The organism is Succinimonas sp. (genome assembly GCF_045225735.1).
In the GTDB taxonomy this organism is placed as follows: domain Bacteria; phylum Pseudomonadota; class Gammaproteobacteria; order Enterobacterales; family Succinivibrionaceae; genus Succinimonas.
Genome location: NZ_JBGVBR010000266.1, coordinates 23337 through 38143 on the forward strand (window position 1 = coordinate 23337; position 14807 = coordinate 38143).

General features: G+C 54.1%; 16 protein-coding genes. 12 read left to right on the forward strand and 4 right to left on the reverse strand.

Annotated features, from left to right (window positions below):
* Positions 1–136: 136 nt before the first annotated feature.
* Both ACJROR_RS09585 and ACJROR_RS09590 read left to right on the forward strand, forming a co-directional pair.
* Positions 137–1147: a FlgO family outer membrane protein gene (locus ACJROR_RS09585; protein ID WP_406546892.1), complete on the forward strand. Its 1011-nt coding sequence runs from the start codon at positions 137–139 to the stop codon at positions 1145–1147.
* Between the two features lie 10 nt (positions 1148–1157).
* A complete protein-coding gene (locus ACJROR_RS09590) occupies positions 1158–1583 on the forward strand; it encodes an LPP20 family lipoprotein (protein ID WP_406039995.1) in 426 nt (141 codons plus the stop codon).
* Between the two features lie 117 nt (positions 1584–1700).
* Here the strand turns inward: ACJROR_RS09590 and flgN are convergent, their stop codons facing one another.
* The 3 genes from flgN to flgA form a co-directional block, all read right to left on the reverse strand.
* Positions 1701–2126 carry a flagellar export chaperone FlgN gene (gene flgN / locus ACJROR_RS09595; protein WP_406546893.1) on the reverse strand — a complete coding sequence of 142 codons (426 nt, stop codon included), beginning with the start codon at positions 2124–2126 and terminating at the stop codon, positions 1701–1703.
* A 201-nt stretch (positions 2127–2327) separates the two neighbouring features.
* Positions 2328–2642 (reverse strand): flagellar biosynthesis anti-sigma factor FlgM, encoded by a 315-nt coding sequence (gene flgM, locus ACJROR_RS09600; RefSeq protein WP_406040528.1) that lies wholly within the window; start codon positions 2640–2642, stop codon positions 2328–2330.
* Between the two features lie 185 nt (positions 2643–2827).
* Complete coding sequence (gene flgA, locus ACJROR_RS09605; RefSeq protein ID WP_406546894.1) at positions 2828–3532, reverse strand: flagellar basal body P-ring formation chaperone FlgA; 705 nt, start codon at positions 3530–3532, stop codon at positions 2828–2830.
* A gap of 194 nt (positions 3533–3726) precedes the next feature.
* Here flgA and ACJROR_RS09610 point away from each other — a divergent pair, with 194 nt between their 5' ends.
* The 5 genes from ACJROR_RS09610 to ACJROR_RS09630 all read left to right on the forward strand — a co-directional run bounded on the left by ACJROR_RS09610 (position 3727) and on the right by ACJROR_RS09630 (position 7255).
* A complete protein-coding gene (locus ACJROR_RS09610; RefSeq protein WP_406546895.1) occupies positions 3727–4713 on the forward strand; it encodes a chemotaxis protein CheV in 987 nt (328 codons plus the stop codon).
* Positions 4713–5591 carry a CheR family methyltransferase gene (locus tag ACJROR_RS09615; protein WP_406546896.1) on the forward strand — a complete coding sequence of 293 codons (879 nt, stop codon included), beginning with the start codon at positions 4713–4715 and terminating at the stop codon, positions 5589–5591. The genes ACJROR_RS09610 and ACJROR_RS09615 overlap by 1 nt, the downstream gene beginning before the upstream one ends.
* 80 nt (positions 5592–5671) lie before the next feature.
* Positions 5672–6082: a flagellar basal body rod protein FlgB gene (gene flgB / locus ACJROR_RS09620; protein ID WP_406546897.1), complete on the forward strand. Its 411-nt coding sequence runs from the start codon at positions 5672–5674 to the stop codon at positions 6080–6082.
* Between the two features lie 49 nt (positions 6083–6131).
* Positions 6132–6560, forward strand: a complete 429-nt coding sequence (gene flgC, locus ACJROR_RS09625) for a flagellar basal body rod protein FlgC (RefSeq protein WP_406040518.1) — start codon at positions 6132–6134, stop codon at positions 6558–6560.
* Between the two features lie 14 nt (positions 6561–6574).
* Positions 6575–7255 carry a flagellar hook assembly protein FlgD gene (locus tag ACJROR_RS09630; protein ID WP_406546898.1) on the forward strand — a complete coding sequence of 227 codons (681 nt, stop codon included), beginning with the start codon at positions 6575–6577 and terminating at the stop codon, positions 7253–7255.
* 105 nt (positions 7256–7360) lie between these two features.
* Here the strand turns inward: ACJROR_RS09630 and ACJROR_RS09635 are convergent, their stop codons facing one another.
* A complete protein-coding gene (locus ACJROR_RS09635) occupies positions 7361–8194 on the reverse strand; it encodes a hypothetical protein (protein WP_406546899.1) in 834 nt (277 codons plus the stop codon).
* A 1094-nt stretch (positions 8195–9288) separates the two neighbouring features.
* Between ACJROR_RS09635 and flgE the strand changes: the two genes are divergently transcribed.
* The 5 genes from flgE (at position 9289) to ACJROR_RS09660 (ending at position 14734) form a co-directional block, all read left to right on the forward strand.
* The gene (gene flgE / locus ACJROR_RS09640; protein WP_406546900.1) at positions 9289–10701 is read left to right on the forward strand and encodes a flagellar hook protein FlgE; all 1413 of its coding nucleotides are present in this window, start codon (positions 9289–9291) and stop codon (positions 10699–10701) included.
* Between the two features lie 284 nt (positions 10702–10985).
* Positions 10986–11732 carry a flagellar basal body rod protein FlgF gene (locus tag ACJROR_RS09645; RefSeq protein WP_406040510.1) on the forward strand — a complete coding sequence of 249 codons (747 nt, stop codon included), beginning with the start codon at positions 10986–10988 and terminating at the stop codon, positions 11730–11732.
* A 128-nt stretch (positions 11733–11860) separates the two neighbouring features.
* Positions 11861–12649, forward strand: coding sequence for a flagellar basal-body rod protein FlgG (gene flgG, locus ACJROR_RS09650; RefSeq protein WP_406040508.1), 789 nt, complete (start codon positions 11861–11863; stop codon positions 12647–12649).
* A gap of 97 nt (positions 12650–12746) precedes the next feature.
* Positions 12747–13430 carry a flagellar basal body L-ring protein FlgH gene (gene flgH / locus ACJROR_RS09655; protein ID WP_406040506.1) on the forward strand — a complete coding sequence of 228 codons (684 nt, stop codon included), beginning with the start codon at positions 12747–12749 and terminating at the stop codon, positions 13428–13430.
* A gap of 206 nt (positions 13431–13636) precedes the next feature.
* Positions 13637–14734, forward strand: a complete 1098-nt coding sequence (locus ACJROR_RS09660) for a flagellar basal body P-ring protein FlgI (RefSeq protein ID WP_406040530.1) — start codon at positions 13637–13639, stop codon at positions 14732–14734.
* Positions 14735–14807 lie beyond the last annotated feature (73 nt).

Below are 14807 nucleotides of genomic sequence, written 5' to 3' on the forward strand. Positions count from 1 at the left end.
TCCCGGCATAATCATTGCATTATACATACCAGAGAAAATGCGCCAAAAAAATATCGCGGAGATACATGACATCAGAGGTATTCATGAATCAGCGTACATATATACGACAGCAGCGCGCATGACAGAGGACAGAGTTATGATAAAAGCGTTCTTATACACCATGGCGGCATTTATGCTGCTCTGCCTTGCCGGATGCGCTTCCCCGGCTCCGGCGGCAGCGCAGAATCCGGAAGCTGCGCAGCAAAAAGCTCCGGATCGCCGTTCGGGAGAAGGCCTGAAGCCGTATGCGGACAAGCTGGTAACGGAGGTGGTCGCATCCATTAATGACACCGGCAACCGGCCCCGGGTCGCCATTGCCACCCCGGTGGACGTGGCATCTCTGGAGCATACGGACTGGCTGGGCCGGGAGCTTGCGGAGCAGTTTGTGGCCGGTCTCCACCGTCATGGCTATCAGGTGCTGGAATACAAGCTCACCGGCTGGCTGGAGATCACCCCGAACGGTGACTATATTTACAGCCGCAACTGGCAAAAGCTTGCCGGCAAGGCCAATGTAACCCACATTTTAAGCGGCACCATGAGCCGGAATGATGACGGGGTCATGGTGTACGGCCGTTTGGTTAATCTCCGTAATTCCGTGGTGGAGGGAGCATCGGACATCTTTATCCCCTATGACACCCTGCCGGAATGCTACCGCAAGTATCCCAGAACCTGCGGGGACAACCCGGTATATGATCCGGCCATGGCCGCCGCCGGGAACAGCCAGGCGAAAAAGAACGTTCCGCCGCTCCGCAATTTAAGCAGGGCTCCCGCCAAAAAGCCCGCTCCGGCTCCCCAGAGAGCGGCAAAACCCGCGGCGAAGCCTGCTGCCAAGCCGGCTCAGTCCGCCGCTCACAGAAATAATTCCGGAAAACCATCCTCCGGAAAGCCTCTTCCGGCCTCTTCCGGCACGGAAAATGCTTCATACCGGGTGGACGGCACCTCCGCCACCAGCCGCGGCAATGCGGACATTCCCTGCTCCTACTGCAACGGCATGTCCTCCTGCCGGGCCAAATGCGTGAATCCCGAGATCTATCCGGCCTCAAGCTCGCTTTACCATGATGCCATTATCCGGGATGTCAGGAACCAGAGTCAGTATGACAGAAGATAGGAGAGGTTATATGAAAACTCTAGCTGCGGCAGGCCTTTGCTTCCTGCTCTTTATTGCGGGAGGGTGTTCTTCCTCCGGATATGAAAGCGGTGTTCAGGAGCTCTCGCGCTATCCTATCATGCGGGCTACCGGTTATGCCGTGATTTCCCGGCAGCCGGGGCCTACGGGAGATGACCGGATTCTGCAGGCCATGCGGGCGTCCAAGCTGGATGCCTACAGGGAGCTCAGCGAGCAGGTGTATGGTCAGCAGCTTATTGCCAGCACGGATCTCCGTGACAATATTCAGACAGACAACGAGCTTAAGGCACGTACCGCCGGCATTATCAAGGGAGCCCGGGTAATCAGGTCATATCCTTTGAATAATACCTATGTTACCGAGCTGGAGCTGGACAGCCGTCTTATCTACGATCTTTACAAAATGCGGGGAGCTCTTTAACCGCATCCCGGGCTTCGGGAGTCCCGGGGAATCCCTTAACGCAGCCTGCGGCAGATTTTTGCCGGTGGCTGCCGCGCAGATCTTAAAGCTTCCTGACAAGTTGTTTAAGGATGCCGGTCAGGCTTCAAAATCCAGATGAAGTCCGGCCAGGGCGTTTTTGTTTCCTCTCTCGTCATAGGTAAGAGTGGTGGTGTCCCGGATCTGCACCAGGGACGCTGACAGTCTCCGGCTGGCTGCCATGTTGAGCTCAATAAGGCGGCCGTTGACGTCGTTCTTCATTTTTACCTCCGCGAGCTTATCCAGAATCATGTTTTTGGCCTTGAGAAGATCGGTCTTGAGAAGATCCCGTTCCGGATGGTTTTTAAGGGAGCTGTCGTTGGTCTGCAGCTTGAGAAGAAGGTCGGTTTTGACTTTGGAGAGCGCGGGAAGCTCCAGAGCCTTGCGCTGCTTTAAAAGGCCGCATTCCTGATCCAGAACCTCGCTGAGCCGGTCAAGAAGCTGAACCTGTTCCTTTAGAATATCCCTGATGGTGCGTTCCGCCATATAATCCGTCCTTTCTTCCTGTGAGGCTGCCGCCTGTTTTACGTCATGAGCTTGTTACATGGTACTCCCGCCGGGGCGTTTCCGAAAGAAAAACCGGGTATTTCTCAGGCAGGGATCTTATTGTGACGGGAATATGGAGAGCAGCAGCGCCAGCGCAAAAACCGCGGGGGCCGCGGTTCTCGGATGCGTTATGAGCAGGGATCAGGAGAGAGCTTCGGCGAATTCCTTTTCGCTGGCCAGAATGTGATTTGCCATCTTTTCAAAATCGATGCGGTAGCTCCCGCTCTCAATAGCCTTGCGGATGGATTCGATTTTTGCGGGATCGATGCCGTCGGCCTTCTGAGCCCGGGCTGCCGCGGCGCTCATGGTCTGCGCGGTATCAGTAATTTTCACGTCGTCGCTGTCTCTGCTTGCCGTCTCGGCAGCCTTTGCGGAAGAGCCGGAGTTTTTCACATAGCCGGTCTGCATCTGCCGCTGCACGGACAGATTCTGGTTGTTCATAATATCAATGGACATTTTGCACTCCTCAGCCCCAGGGGCTTTCGTCGTAATGAGGGTTGTCTCTTAACCCTGTAGCGGCCCGGAGGGAAAAATCTTTAGGATGATTTTCGGGATTTCTGCAGAAATATGATCCCGGCAGCCTTTCAGGGCGATTTCAGCAGCGTGACTTTATCAGCGCTTTCCGAAATTTTCGCCGGGATTTACATATCGATTCTGGTCAGAGAGGAGTCGATAACCCGGGCTTTTACGGTTTTGCCGCTTTTCAGATTCTTTACTCTGATGAAATCGCCGTAGGAGCCGTCCTGCATGGCCTCGCCTCTGGTGCGGATGCTGAAGCTGCCCCCGGCGGCCTCAATGTCGATTTCATCTCCCTGGCAGATGACGCAAATCTGATTGGAGTGCACCGGCTGGCCGGGTTTAAGATCCCTTTTGGTGCGAATGCCGTCCAGAAGCGCGGGATCCGAGAACGTGGTGCCGCGGTTCAGCACCTTGTCCATGTAGGCTATGGTCAGATTGTCCCGGCTCAGCATGCTGTTTTTGGGGACGGCGTTTATTACGGTCACAAAAGGGGTTTTGATGACAACTCTGGCGGTGAGGTAAAAATGCCATGGGGTGGTATCGCTTTTGCATTCGGTTTTAATGGAATTGTTTTTGCGCACCTTGCCGGCCGCAACAGAAAACTCCACCGGCCCCTCGCACACGGGGTAATCCCGCCGGGGGGCGGAGGTAATGGTAATTTCCGCGGTTTCGCCGTCCTCCAGCGCGAGCTCGCCTTCCAGCCATTCCCGGGCCTCTTCGCAGAGCTCCTGATTGTATTCGCTGTCGGCCGGACAGCTTGAGGGAGCTGCGGACAGGCATGTAACAGCGGCTATGAAGGCAAGAGACTTAAAAAAAGTGTTATCCATTTTATAAAATCGCTCTTTGGAAATACCAGAACTGTCGATTACATGACAATATTATATGACATGGCTGATTTCTTCTGTACAGATAACGGCATGCAATATCAGCGCTATGCGATGTCATGATCATGCCGCCCCTGTTTTGTTTTCGAAGAGTATTCCCGATTAATGTTTTGTGCCGGCGGCAAGGAGAGTAGTTTATGGCTGGAGTTTTGGATTCGGTCAATCAGCTGACTGAGCTTGTGGGGCAGAACCGCCTGGAGCTTCTTCTGTTTCGTCTGCCGGGCCGGGATCAGCTTTACGGAATAAACGTATTCAAGGTCAAGGAGGTGCTGGAGTGTCCGCGTCTTACCGCTATGCCGCGTCTTAACAAGAATGTCCGCGGCGTGGCCCATGTGCGGGGACAGACCATTTCCATCATTGACATGGGGCTGGCCATCGGCGGCCGGATGAATCACGAGCTGGAGCACAGCTATGTCATTATCACGGAATACAACCGATCCGTGCAGGGCTTTCTTGTAGGAGGCGTTGACAGAATAGTCAATCTGGACTGGAGCTCCATTATGCCTCCCAAGGTGGTGGGGAAGACCAATTACCTCACGGCGGTAACTCAGGTGGACAAGCAGCTGGTGGAAATTCTGGATGTGGAGAAGATCCTGGATGAAATTTGTCCTAATGATAAGAACGTCAGCGAAGCCGTGGTGGAGGAGTTCCGGAAGGAGGATTCCGAGGCCGAGGCTGCGCAGCCGGACAGACCGAAGCTGGTGAGAAAGGTTATGGTGGCCGATGATTCCTCGGTGGCCCGGAATCAGGTCAAGAGAGCCCTGCAGTCCATCAATATGGAAGCCATTGTGGTGGAGAACGGTCTTCAGGCTCTGGAAAAGCTGCGGGAACTGGCGCAGAACGGGCCGATCCAGGAGCAGATCGGACTTCTGATTTCCGATATCGAAATGCCTGAAATGGATGGCTATACCCTGACGGCAAATATCAGGCAGGATCCCAAGCTGGCCGCTCTGAAGGTGATTCTGCATACCTCTCTTTCCGGCGTGTTCAATCAGGCGATGGTAAAAAAGGTCGGAGCGGACAATTTTATTGCGAAATTCAATCCTGACGAGCTGGCCAAGGCCGTGCGTCATCTGATGGATGAGGGCGAGGAAGAACTTTTTCAGGCGATTAGGAACAACTGATGAGCGATCAACAGACAGCCGGCTCAACTGACAGCAGCGCCGCAGACTGGTCAATCAGTCCTGATGCGTACAAAGCCTTCTGCAGCTTTCTGCAGGAGCGCTGCGGTATTGTGCTGGGAACCGGCAAGGAGTACCTTATCAGGAGCCGGCTGGTGCCGCTCCTGTCCCGCTATGACGCTGTCAGTCTGGATCAGCTTCTGGACAAGGTAATCCGGGGAGATAACCTGTCTCTGGAAAGAACCGTCATTGATGCCATGACCACCAACGAAACCTTCTGGTTCCGTGATGTTTATCCCTATGAAATTCTCGGCAGCCGGATCTTGCCGGAGCTTGTCCGGGAGCGCCGCCGCATCCGGATCTGGTCAGCGGCCTGTTCCTCGGGACAGGAGCCTTATTCCATCGCCATGGTGATTCAGGAGCAGGCGGAACGGCTCCCGGATCTTAAATCCGCTGCGGTGGATATCGTGGCTTCGGATATTTCCGATTCCATGCTGGAGATGGCCCAGAAGGGGGTTTATGATTCTCTGTCCATGTCCCGGGGCCTTGATTCGGAAAGGAGACGGCGGTTTTTTCAGATTCATGACGAGACTGCGGGTTCCTGTCAGATCTCCGAAAGCATTCGCAGCATGGTGTCCTTCAAAAGACTGAACCTCCTGGGCAATCTGGCGGTTCTGGGGAGTTTTGACATTATCTTCTGCCGCAATGTCCTCATCTATTTTTCAAGAGAAGAAAAGCTGCGCATTATCATAAACTTTGCCAGAATGCTCAGACCGGGCGGTTATCTGTTCCTGGGCAGCTCCGAGTTTATGTCCGGCATTGAAGAGTACTTTGAGATGATCCGGCTGAATCCGGGCATTATCTTTAAGCGCCTTGGCTAAGCTCCGGAATCATGGCATGATTCTTGAATCAATCTCTCCGGAAGTAACTGCGGTGTCAGTGATTTGGCGGAGACGGATCTATGAGTATTTCATTCGATAATATCTTCGGGGTGCACTCCCGGGCTCTCAATCTCAGAAACAAAAGAGCGGAAATCCTGGCCGGCAATCTGGCCAATGCCGATACTCCGGGCTACAAGGCTCAGGATATGGATTTCAAGGCGGCTATGGATCAGGCTCTCCGCAATCAGAACGGGGGATCCGGCACAAATCTTGCTTTAACAAATCAGAAGCATTTCGCAGGATCGGCTCTGATGCCCGATGGCACCCGGGTGTTCCGGGAATCCCTGCAGCCGGATACCGGTGACGGCAATACTGTTGATGTCAGCGTGGAACGCATGGCCTATATGGAAAACAGCATTGACTATCAGACCACCCTGACCTTTCTGAACGGCAAAATCAGCAATCTCAGAAGAGTGCTCAGCGGTGAATAAGAGCAAATGACAGAATCAGAGCGGTAACAGAATTAAAGGAGTATTTAAAATGAGTCTTTACGGAGTTTTAGATATTGCCGGCTCAGCCATGGCGGCGCAGTCAATTCGTCTTAATGCCACGGCATCAAATCTGGCCAATGCGGACAGCATCACCTCCAATGCGGCAGATACTTACCGCGCCAGACGGCCGGTTTTTGCCACCGCTCTTATGGAGGCGGAGAAGAACATGGGCTCGGTTCAGGGCATGGGAGTGCAGGTAAAGGATGTGGTGGAGTCCGCTTTGGATCCCATCAGAGAATACATGCCGCATCATCCTCTGGCAGACCAGGACGGTTATATCTTCCGTCCCAATGTCAATCCCGTGGAGGAAATGGCCGATATGGTCAGCGCCAGCCGTTCCTATCAGACTGTGGTGCAGGTGGCTGACAATGCCAAGCAGATGCTGCTGCAAACACTGAAGCTGGGCAGCGCCGGCTGATAAGGGGGTAGTTTATGTCAATTTATGAAAGCATCGGACTCAGTACGGTAAGCTCGGTTAAAGCTCAGGCCGAAGCGGATGCGGCAAAGAAGGGAAACAGTACCCTGGGACAGGAGGAATTTCTGAGTCTTCTGACCACGCAGCTTTCCTATCAGGATCCTACCAATCCTGTGGATAACTCGCAGATGGTGACTCAGCTGGCCCAGCTGAACATGGTTTCCGGCATTGCCGACCTTAATAACAGCGTCAGCGATCTTACCGCCAATGTCACTTCGTCTCAGGCGCTGATGGCCTCGGGACTGGTGGGGCAGGATGTGAAGCTGAATACCAATACAGCCTACTTCAATGGTTCCGATGCCACCCAGTTTATGATTGATGCCGGATCCGGCGCGGTGGGGATGAAGATAAGCATTACAGATGCCGCGGGAACTCTGATAAATGTTATCGATCTCGGCGACGGCAGCGGAGACATTAACCTCTACTGGGACGGCACTGACAAGAACGGCAATACGGTACCCAGCGGGAACTACAGCTTCTCGGTAACCGGACGGCAGAACGGAACCAGCGCCGCCATTCCGGTGTACGGCTACGGCACCGTATCCAGCGTGACTCTCGGGAACGGGCTTAAGGATACCGTGCTGAACCTGCAGGGCGGCGGCACCATCCAGATGTCCGAGGTCAGAAATTTCGGATAATGCAGCGGCTGCGCCTGAAATATAGCCGCGCCTGAAATACGGCATCGCGTGAGACAAACGAACATGATAATGAAAGGGCGGGATCCTGGTGATGCCGCCTTTTTGCTATTTCATAAGATGAGCGTTTTTGGCTGATGCGGCAGCCTTTTTGAGGAGATCTGTTTCCGCCTCCCGGGCCAGCTTGTGTCCGATAAGCTGGCAGGCGGTGGCCTCTGTTCCCAGAAACCACAGGAGAAAAACAGATGTCCACAGCTTATAGGGAATGATGTTCACCGCTCGGGGGAGATACCAGGTTTTCAGAATGAGTTCATCATTAATGATCGCATAGGAAAGCTCTGCGAAAATCATGAACAAATTGAAAATCCAAAAGAGGAGCATCATAAAAAAGAGAAGCTGAAAGAAGTTTCCCGCCAGTATTCCGGCGGCGGAGAGAAGAAGCTTTTTCAGGGAAAGCCAGGGGAGGCGGGAACGCAGAGTCAGCGTGAGTATTCCCGGGATCAGCGCCGGCGCCGCCGTCATGATGAGAAGTCCGTACAAAAAGGTCTGCCTTTCCTGATATTGTATGCTGCCGGGTTCATCCGTCAGGATGAGATCTGCCAGAAAGATCTGGGGGATCAGCATGATGGCTCCGGGAATCAGAGCCGGTATCAGCGCGGTTTTAAGGCGTTCCCGGAGATCGGCCCGCGTCCGGGGATCCCTAAGGAGCGGCATAATGCCGGTTTCGGACAAAAGCGGGGTTACGAGAGCGATGCCGGGGCCGGTGAGGGCTCCCAGAAGAAAATACGCAAGATTCCGGAGAAACCGCCATTGGCTGTGAAAGGGACTCAGAAAAGCGGACATGGTGATGCCGGAGCTCCACAAAACCCGCCAGAGATAGTTCCAGAGCTCATATTCGGGAACGCCTGTCGGGACGGGGGTCTTAGGATGCGGTGAATTCATAGGCCATGAGTCTCAGGGGTGAGTTTTCGAAAGGGTTCAGAGGGGATTATTGTAGTGTGATGTTTTTAAAAAGCAAATTTCTGATCCTGAACCCGGAGCAGGCTTACACAGCGCCGGAAGTTCTGGCAAATAAGGGAAATCTGGGCAAGAGCGGCATGGGTAACAGGGGATGTGAGTGAGAGCGGGGCTGTGAGCGGGGGTGTGTGCTGGAGCGCGGAAGATTAATGCGATGCCCTCCGGATAATCTCGGCAGAATCCGCCGGTTTTACGCTTTTTCAGTTTTCCTGAAAGCAGAAGAGGACTCATCATGAGTCCGGTGCAGCGGAACTTCCCTGTTCCGGCTCGTAACGGCGGCGCTTTTCATCCTGAAAGCTGCTTCGGAACGTCCCTGTCCGTCCGCCGGCCTCTACATTCTATAGTGCTGTGATTTTATGGCAACAGCGATCACGGCGGTTTCCTGCCGGATCTTCCGGAAAATATTGCCGCGCTCCCGCTAAACCTTTGCAGCAAGGGGCCGGGCGGCATTTAAAGCGGTGCCCGGAAGTTTATATTTTCAGATAATTCGGCATGAATGCATGGCTGATATCGCACAATCTTGTGAGATATCAGCTAATTCTTTCTTTTCACCGGAAAGCCGGTTTTGCCCTGATTGGGGCAGCAGCAGCGGGGCTGCGGCAGAAAACCGGCAGAGCTGTTCTTCCCGGGCGGCAAAAACATGTCAGGGGGGCAGATCTTCTGCCGCGGCAAGGCCTGCCCCCTTAGGGAATGCCGCATTTTCAGCAGTTTTCCTTCCTGCTTTCTGTCCATTATGTGTCTGTTGCCGGGCTATTTCCGGACTATTTCCGCTCATAGGCCGCTGCGGTTTTGCGGCAGTGACAGCTTTTCGGCTGGAATTTTGGGCCATAACCGGCAAAAAACCGTTATTATTTTGATCTTATTCAAATTTTTCAGACTGTTTTGGCAAAAACGGAGATGTGGCACAGGGGTTGCATTAAATCCAGTGCATTAGCAGATGCGTTAACAGATTAGCAGAAATGCCAGGAAGCAGCAGTCCTGAAAAATTTTTTTAAGACGACAACGGAAGGAGAGTTCGTATGTCCATGAGTATCTCAGTAAGCGGTATCAATGCAGCTCAGAAGCACCTTGATGTCACTTCTAACAATATTGCCAATGTTAATACCATCGGTTTTAAGAATTCCCGCGCTGAATTTGCCGATATGTACGCCAATTCGATTTTCACCGATAACCGCACGGCAGTAGGCAACGGTGTGCAGACCGCCTGCGTTTCCCAGCAGTTCAGTCAGGGTTCCCTGACCACCACCAAGAACGCTCTGGATCTGTCCATTAAGGGCGACGGCTTCTTTGTGCTGTCTCCGGATGCCAATTCTCTGGATCGCACCTATACCCGCGCCGGCGCTTTCCAGTGCGACAAGGACGGCTTTGTGGTGAATTCCATGGGCAATTATCTTCAGGTTTATGATGTGAATGACGACGGCTCCGTGAAGTCGGTAAGTCTGGATTCCACGCACCCCCTGAGAATTCCCAGCTCCGCAGGCTCCCCGGAGGAAACCACCAAGGTGGAATCCAGCATGACCCTGCCGGCGGATTCCCCGTATATGAATGTCAGTCTGTTTGATCCGCAGGATTCCAGCACCTACAATGCCTCCACTTCGGTTAAAGTCTATGATTCCCTGGGCGAGGCTCATACCGCCACCTATTACTTCATCAAGGATCAGGAGGCTCAGGGCGCCGCCACGGATGCCAATACCTGGCAGATGTTCATGTTCATCGATGACAAGCCGGTGGATATAGAGGTTACGGATGCCGGGGAATTGGCTTCGCAGACCAAAACCTTCCAGTCTCCTTCCTCTCTGGCAAAGGACGGCTTCACTCTGACCAGTGCCAAGCTTGTTTTTGATGACAAGGGCAATATCAAAACCGATGCTACCGGCAACATAACCGGCTACACCCCGGCAGTTATTAAAACCGTGCCTCTGGGCACCGCTCCCTCTGACGCCTACGGCAGCGACAAGGTTATTACCACCGGAGCCAACGGGGAGCAGCAGGTGGAATTCCTGTTCGGGAAGAATCTTCACATGTACGGCGGCACCTCCTTCTCGGTTGAGGCTATCAGCCAGAACGGCTCCACGGTAGGTCAGCTTACCAACGTGCAGATTAACGACAAGGGCATTGTCAGCGCTACCTATTCCAATGGCACCAGCGCCAAGATTGGTATGGTGGCCATGGCTAACTTTGCCAATGTGCAGGGACTGACCCAGATCGGCGATACCTGCTGGAGAAAGTCTTTGGATTCCGGGGACGCTATTCCCTGTCAGGCTACCGTAGGCACCGCCGGAGCGATTCAGTCTTCCGCTTTGGAAGAGTCCAATACCGATCTCGCCACTCAGCTGGTGGAGCTCATCACGGCCCAGAGACATTATCAGGCCAACTCCCGGGCGCTGGAGGTTAATAATACCGTAATGGACAGCATCCTCAATATCCGGTAATACCATGCTGCTACTGACCGTCCCCGGCTCTCTCCCCGGGGCGGTTTTTTGTCATGATCATCATGATGCGGCATAAATCCGTCAGTTTCGGAGAGCAATCATCCCTTCTTTGTTTCCGGCTGTGTCCAGCTGTTCCCGGCCCTGTCCCGGATCCCGCTTTCTGCGGTATTCCCGGCATTATTATCCGCCGTTATTTCCGCGGCTTCTCCCCTGTTTTTTCCGCTGCCACGATTTCTGGCATGACCTTTGCTTAAGCATTAATACCAGTTAAAGAGGTAGTGATTATGGACAGAATGCTCTATATCGCCATGTCCGGCGCGAAGGAAAATTTTCATGGCATCGCTCTCCACGGCAACAACCTGGCCAATGCTTCCACCACGGCATTCAAGGCCGATCTGGAGCAGGCCCGCACCATCAATGCCTACGGCCCCGGTTTTCAGTCCCGGGCTTTTTCCATGACCGAGAGACCCGGCTACAACCTGGAGTCCGGCACCCTGATAACCACCGGACGAGATCTGGATCTGGCCGTGCGGGGAGAGGGATATTTTGCCGTGGTGGATCGGAACGGCGAGGAAGCCTATACCCGGAACGGCAGCCTGACCATCGACGAAAACGGTCTTCTTAAAACCAGCAACGGTCAGCCGCTTCTGGATGATTCCGGAAACGAGATCATTCTCCCGGTGCCGCTGGAAAAGGTCTCCATCAACAATGACGGGGTTATCAGCGGGAGACCCGCCGGAGCCGACCTTACCATTGTGGAGGAGTTCGCTCAGATCAAGCTGGTGAAGATCCCGGACAATCTTACGGTTAAGGGCGCGGACGGACTTTTTCGGCCGGCTCAGGGGGGCACGGTGCCCTTCAATGATGATGTGAGCGTCACCGGAGGAGCTCTGGAGGCCAGCAACGTTAATGTGGTGCAGGAAATGACCAGCATTATCAGCCTGCAGCGGCAGTTTGACATGCAGATCAAGATGATGCGGAACGCGGAGCAGAATGACGAGGCGCAGAACAGCCTCCTCAGAATGTCATAACCGCGTCAGAATTTTAGCGAAAACAGGCAAAAGAATGGTGGCACGGTCATTGCATTACCTGTAATACCGGCGAAGATCGCGCACCAGCAGTTTATCAAAAAGCAGCATAACAACAGAGGCAGGAATATATGATACCGGCATTGTGGATTAGCAAAAGCGGACTTGACGCGCAGCAGACCAACATTTCAGTTACTTCAAACAACCTGGCCAATGCTTCCACCGTGGGCTACAAGAAGGGCAGAGCCGTGTTTGAGGATCTGCTTTATCAGAATGTAAATCAGCCGGGCGGCCGTTCCTCCGCGGACACCACCCTCCCTTCCGGCCTGATGCTGGGCGCCGGCGCCAAGGTTGTGGCCACCCAGAAGCAGTTCGGCCAGGGTGATGTGCAGACCACCAATAATACCTTGGACCTCATGATTTCCGGGGACGGCTTCTTCGAAATTCAGATGCCGGACGGCACCACCAAGTACACCAGAAACGGTCAGTTTACCCTGAATCAGGAGGGCACCATTGTTACCGTGGGGAGCGGCTACCCGCTTCTGCCGGAAATTCAGGTTCCGGAAAACGCCAAGAGCATTACCGTAGGCAAGGACGGTCAGGTGAGCGTTACTACGGCGGATCAGGCCGAATCTCAGGTGCTGGGTCAGATTACCGTCACCACCTTCGTGAACAACACCGGCCTGGAGCCCATCGGCGAGAATCTCTTTGCGGAAACCTCCGCCTCGGGAGCTCCCATGCAGGGCATTGCCGGCACCGACGGCGTGGGCACCATTAATCAGTGCTGCCTTGAGGTTTCCAATGTGAATGTTACTGAAGAGCTGGTAAACCTGATTACCGCCCAGAGAGTTTATGAAATGAATTCCAAGGTGCTCCATACCGTAGATCAGATGATGGGGAACCTGGTACAGACGCTGTAGCGGTCAGGACTCAGGATAATTGAATAAAACGTAACAGAGCTTAAATAGCGCCCGGGCTCAGTCCCGGAAAGAGAGAAAAAACATTTTAGGGGGAATTATGATGAGAACAGCGTTAGCCCTGGTATTTATGACTGCGGCGGCTTTGACCTCCGGGTGCGCCAGCATGATGGATCCGGTTCCGGATGACCCCAAGTTTGCTCCGGCTCTGCCCGAGGATACCGTGGCGGACATCGTTCCTGACGGTTCGATTTTTGGGATTGCCCGGCCTGACAACCTTTACACCGATATTAAGGCCCACCGGGTGGGAGACATTATCAGCGTGGAGCTCAAGGAAAGCACCCGGGCCAGCAAGAATACCAGCAACGAGACCGAGAAGTCTAACAAGAACAGCATCTCCGCGCTGACTCTGGGGGGCAAGCCGGTAAAGATCGGCGGCTACACCACCGAAGCCGGCATGGGGAGCTCCTCGGACTTTTCAGGATCTGCCAAGGCTTCGCAGAGCAACAGCCTGACCGGCAACATTTCCGTCAGCGTGGTTAAGGTGCTGGCCAACGGCAACCTGGTGGTGCGGGGTGAAAAGTGGGTGATGCTGACCAACGGCAACGAGTATATCAGGATCACCGGCATAGTCAGATCCGAGGATGTCAACGCCGACAACACGGTATCCTCCCAGAAAATCGCCGATGCCAGAATTCAGTACGGCGGCACTGGAGACTTTGCCAACACCGCCGAAAAGGGCTGGCTCTCCAAATTCTTCAACAGCAAGTGGATGCCGTTCTGACGTAATGACACAGGGCAGACCTGGATCGTGTCAGGCATGAAGAGTCAGACATGACATAGATGCGAATTTTCAGAATTCAGGCGACAGGGACAGACGGGGCAGCCGGAAGGCGCCCCGTCTTTTTGGCACGTATCTTGAATAATAATTCCAGAGAGAAAATTTCGTCAGGGATCTGACAGGAGTCTGATATGACCAGAAGATATTTAATGATTTTTCTGACGGCGCTGGCGGTGATCGTTTCCGTGGCGCTGCCGGGATTTGCCGAGGCTGCCAGAATCAAGGACATTGCCAATGTGGGCGGGGTCAGATCCAACCAGCTTATCGGCTACGGTCTGGTGGTGGGTCTTAACGGCACCGGCGAGAAGAATAACGCCTTCTCGGAGCAGAGCTTCCGTACCATGCTGAATAATTTCGGCATTAAGGTGGATCCCAGCGTGCGGCCCAAGATCAAGGACGTGGCTCCGGTTATCGTGCATGCCGATCTGCCGCCGTTTGCGAAGCCGGGTCAGGTTATTGACGTTACGGTTTCGGCCATCGGCGAAGCCAAGAGCCTTCGGGGCGGCACTCTTCTGCAGACCTTTCTCAAGGGCGTGGACGGCAACATTTACGCTGTGGCTCAGGGGTCTCTGGTGGTTTCCGGCCTCGGCGTGGAAGGAGCGGACGGCTCCAAGGTAGTGGTTAACACTCCTACGGTGGGCCGCATTGCCAACGGGGCCACCGTGGAAAGGGAGGTGCCCTCGGCCTTTAATATCGGAGACACCATTAACCTCAACCTGGTGAGAGCGGATTTCACCACTGCCAAAAGAGTGGCCGGCGCCATAAACAGCAAATACGGCAACGGCACCGCCACTGCCGTGGACGGGGTTACCATCAGAATTCAGGCGCCCCGGGATTCCAATCAGAGGGTGGCCTATCTCTCCCAGATTGAAAACCTGGACGTGGAGCAGGGCAACGAGGCCGCTCGCATTATCGTTAACTCCCGTACCGGCACCATTGTTATCGGACAGAATGTGAGACTGCGTCCGGTGGCCATTACTCATGGCGGTCTTACGGTGTCCATTAAGGAAAACACTCAGGTTTCGCAGCCGGAACCCTTCACCGGCGGGGAGACCGTGGTGGTGCCCAACAGCAATATTTCGGTTACGGAAAAAACCGGCAAGATGTTCAAGCTGGATACCGGCACCACTCTTGATGATCTGGTGCGGGCCATTAACCAGGTGGGCATGGCGCCGGGCGATCTCATGAGCGTGCTGGAGGCTCTGGAGCAGGCGGGAGCCATTGAAGGGGAACTGGTGATAATCTGATAAAGAAAGGAACCGGATCTACCGTGAAGAGACACAAAACCGGCATGGCGCTGAACCATGCCGGTTTTCATTT

Bases quoted from the DNA above. Each gene is read 5' to 3' on its own strand.
- ACJROR_RS09585 (WP_406546892.1), top strand. From the start codon at position 137: ATGATAAAAGCGTTCTTATACACCATGGCGGCATTTATGCTGCTCTGC.
- ACJROR_RS09590 (WP_406039995.1), top strand. From the start codon at position 1,158: ATGAAAACTCTAGCTGCGGCAGGCCTTTGCTTCCTGCTCTTTATTGCG.
- flgN (WP_406546893.1), bottom strand. From the start codon at position 2,126: ATGGCGGAACGCACCATCAGGGATATTCTAAAGGAACAGGTTCAGCTT.
- flgM (WP_406040528.1), bottom strand. From the start codon at position 2,642: ATGTCCATTGATATTATGAACAACCAGAATCTGTCCGTGCAGCGGCAG.
- flgA (WP_406546894.1), bottom strand. From the start codon at position 3,532: ATGGATAACACTTTTTTTAAGTCTCTTGCCTTCATAGCCGCTGTTACA.
- ACJROR_RS09610 (WP_406546895.1), top strand. From the start codon at position 3,727: ATGGCTGGAGTTTTGGATTCGGTCAATCAGCTGACTGAGCTTGTGGGG.
- ACJROR_RS09615 (WP_406546896.1), top strand. From the start codon at position 4,713: ATGAGCGATCAACAGACAGCCGGCTCAACTGACAGCAGCGCCGCAGAC.
- flgB (WP_406546897.1), top strand. From the start codon at position 5,672: ATGAGTATTTCATTCGATAATATCTTCGGGGTGCACTCCCGGGCTCTC.
- flgC (WP_406040518.1), top strand. From the start codon at position 6,132: ATGAGTCTTTACGGAGTTTTAGATATTGCCGGCTCAGCCATGGCGGCG.
- ACJROR_RS09630 (WP_406546898.1), top strand. From the start codon at position 6,575: ATGTCAATTTATGAAAGCATCGGACTCAGTACGGTAAGCTCGGTTAAA.
- ACJROR_RS09635 (WP_406546899.1), bottom strand. From the start codon at position 8,194: ATGAATTCACCGCATCCTAAGACCCCCGTCCCGACAGGCGTTCCCGAA.
- flgE (WP_406546900.1), top strand. From the start codon at position 9,289: ATGTCCATGAGTATCTCAGTAAGCGGTATCAATGCAGCTCAGAAGCAC.
- ACJROR_RS09645 (WP_406040510.1), top strand. From the start codon at position 10,986: ATGGACAGAATGCTCTATATCGCCATGTCCGGCGCGAAGGAAAATTTT.
- flgG (WP_406040508.1), top strand. From the start codon at position 11,861: ATGATACCGGCATTGTGGATTAGCAAAAGCGGACTTGACGCGCAGCAG.
- flgH (WP_406040506.1), top strand. From the start codon at position 12,747: ATGATGAGAACAGCGTTAGCCCTGGTATTTATGACTGCGGCGGCTTTG.
- ACJROR_RS09660 (WP_406040530.1), top strand. From the start codon at position 13,637: ATGATTTTTCTGACGGCGCTGGCGGTGATCGTTTCCGTGGCGCTGCCG.